Source organism: Microcoleus sp. T2B6, from assembly GCF_036700475.1.
Lineage (GTDB): Bacteria > Cyanobacteriota > Cyanobacteriia > Cyanobacteriales > Microcoleaceae > Microcoleus.
In genome coordinates this window covers 31,148-33,915 of the sequence record NZ_JAUBOZ010000085.1, presented here as the reverse complement: position 1 = coordinate 33,915, position 2,768 = coordinate 31,148, and the positions used below count along the sequence as shown (strand labels likewise).

The following is a 2,768-nucleotide window of genomic DNA, read 5'->3' as shown; positions in this document are numbered from 1 at the left end:
GAACCCTTACGCTGAAACGGAAAACCTTAGATGCTGACGCACCTTACGCAAGTCCTTTAAATGCCGAACAGCTTATGAGAAAGGCTATAAGGCCTATTTCATATATTCAACCATCTGCTGTTCCAGCTTAGCCAACAATGTATCCACATCGGTTGCAGCTTCCTCAAAACAAACAGGAGGTTCAGGCTTAGGTTCAAATAAAATTAACTTAATTTGACCTTCGCCGATCGCCAAAATCGCCACTTCCTTCTCAGGCTTGTGAGCATTCAACACACCTACAACTTCCTGAATATGACTTTTTACTTGACGGTTCAACTCCTCAACCGCCTCTTTCTTACAATACACAAAACGCGCAGTTTCTGCAATATCAATTGCCAAAATTTCCTCGCTTTCCTCTCCCCTTTCCAGAAATAGCCCCCAAGCCAAAGCAGCCAATTCATGTTGATTAGCTTTCACAAATTTATCTAATTTCCGACTCCAGCTATTTTCGTTGGGTTTGGACTCAGGGCTATCAAATAGAAACATTTTCTCTTCTTGTTTGTATAAACTAATATTTTACAGTCAGCAGTCAGTAGTCAGCAGTCAGTAGTCAGTTGGCATTTGTCATTAGTTATGATTCAAATTACCAACTATATCATGTCGGGTTGATTTGCGATCGGGTAATTTTCCCTCTAGTAGGGGCGGGTTTTACCAACAATCTACGTGTCAAACTAATTATCTCATAAACCCGCCCCGCCCATATACTTGTGATGCTACCAGACATGATATTACTAATTCCCCATGAGCAATTCCCCATTACCCAAAACCGCTGCGTTTCTATCTTATACCAGATTGCACGCGCCAGAGCGCCGCATAAATTCCGTCATGTTCGATCAGTTGTTCGTGCTGCCCCGATTCTACCACCAGCCCCTCTTCCATGACACAAATGCAATCGGCATTGCGGACAGTAGAAAGACGGTGGGCGATCGCAATTGTAGTGCGATTCTTGGTAATTCGTTCGAGCGATCGCTGAATTGCCGCCTCAGTCTCGTTATCCACCGCTGAAGTAGCTTCGTCAAGAATCAAAATCGGCGGATTCTTCAAAACAGCCCTCGCAATTGCAATTCGCTGCCGCTGACCCCCCGACAATTTTTGACCGCGTTCCCCTACAATAGTGTTGTAACCGTCCGGCAATTGGGCGATAAACTCGTGCGCTTCTGCAATTTTCGCAGCATTTACTATCTCTCGATTGGTTGCCTCAAAACTGCCGTAAGCAATATTTTCTGCCACCGTACCGTGGAACAAAAATACATCTTGACTCACCAATCCGATCGCTCTCCGTAAATCTTTTAAATTCAGGTCATTTAATTCTATACCGTCGAGGTAAATATTGCCATACTGTACCTCGTACAGCCTCAAGATTAGTTTCACCAGCGTACTTTTACCCGAACCAGTAGCGCCAACAATCGCAGTAGTTTTTCCCGCCGGCAGAGTCAAGGAAAAATACTGCAAAATCGGTTTTCTTTGATTATAAGAAAAGGTAACATTTTTAAATTCCAACTCACCCTTAATCGAACTAACCGGCCGCCGAATATCACCCGTGCGAATTGCGATCGGAGTATCCAACAAATTCATCACCCGATTAGTCGAAGCCATCGCGCGCTGGTATTGATCCAGAGTATCTCCCAGGCGAGTCAGCGGCCACAGCAACCGCTGGGTCAAAAACACCAAAACGCTGTAAGTTCCCACAGACAATCGGCCCGCCACAACCTCCAAACCGCCCAAAAATAGTGTTGCAATAAACCCCAAGAAAATCACAACCCGAATCAGGGGAATAAAAGCTGCCGAAAGTACGATCGCCCGTCGGTTGCTTTCGCGGTAAGCTTGGCTTTGTGTTTCGATACGCTGAATTTCATAATCTTCGGAAGTAAAACTTTTAATAGTAGTAATTCCCATCAAATTATTCGACAGTTGCCCGTTCAGAAAACTCACCTTTTCCCGCACATCAGCATAGAGAGGAGCGAGGCGGTTTTGAAAGGCGATCGAACCCCAAATAATAAAAGGTATGGGCAGCATTGACAGCCCAGCAACACCAGGAGAAGCAGCAAAAAAAGCCGCACCAATCACAACAACCGTTGTCATTACCTGAATTACTTCATTAGCGCCGTCGTCCAAAAAACGTTCGAGTTGATTGATATCATCATTGAGAATAGAAATCAAACCACCAGTGCTGCGTTCTTCAAAATAAGCTAATTCTAATTCCTGCAAATGGCTGTAAGCTTCCAGACGCAAATCGTGTTCAATATCCTGAGCCAAATTGCGCCACAAATAATCATAGGCATATTCAAAAATAGATTCCAACGTCCAAACAACCGCGCTCAAAAGAGTGATAATTGCCAGTTGCCAAAAGACATCTTTTATGCCCCACTGAGCGAGGATAGAATCTTGCTGTTTCACCACCACATCAACGGCAATACCGATTAATGCTGGTGGCGCTAAATCAAAGAATTTATTCAGCAGCGAACAGATACTTGCCAGCCAAGCTTTCAGGCGGTAGCGGCGCCCGTACTTCAGCAGCCGCTTTAGGGGATGGACAGGTTTTGATGGATTTGGTGACAATTGAGGATTGGGGGTAATTGGGCAATTTTTAGATTTTGCACTACTCTCACAGCTTTAGAAACGGGCAAGATGCCCGTTCCACAACTAAGAAATTGTCTTTTAGAACGGGCTTTTAGCCTGTTCCGAACGGGCAAGATGCCCGTTCCACAACTAAGAAATTGTCTTTTAGA

The 2,768-nt window shown here is 44.7% G+C and carries 2 protein-coding genes; both read right to left on the bottom strand.

Annotated elements, in window-relative coordinates:
- Nucleotides 1–93 precede the first annotated feature (93 nt).
- Nucleotides 94–525: a beta-carboxysome assembly chaperone CcmS gene (gene ccmS / locus QUA00_RS27625; RefSeq protein WP_333158913.1), complete on the bottom strand. Its 432-nt coding sequence runs from the start codon at nt 523–525 to the stop codon at nt 94–96.
- A gap of 291 nt (nt 526–816) precedes the next feature.
- Nucleotides 817–2,598 (bottom strand): ABC transporter ATP-binding protein, encoded by a 1,782-nt coding sequence (locus QUA00_RS27620; RefSeq protein WP_333411853.1) that lies wholly within the window; start codon nt 2,596–2,598, stop codon nt 817–819.
- Nucleotides 2,599–2,768 lie beyond the last annotated feature (170 nt).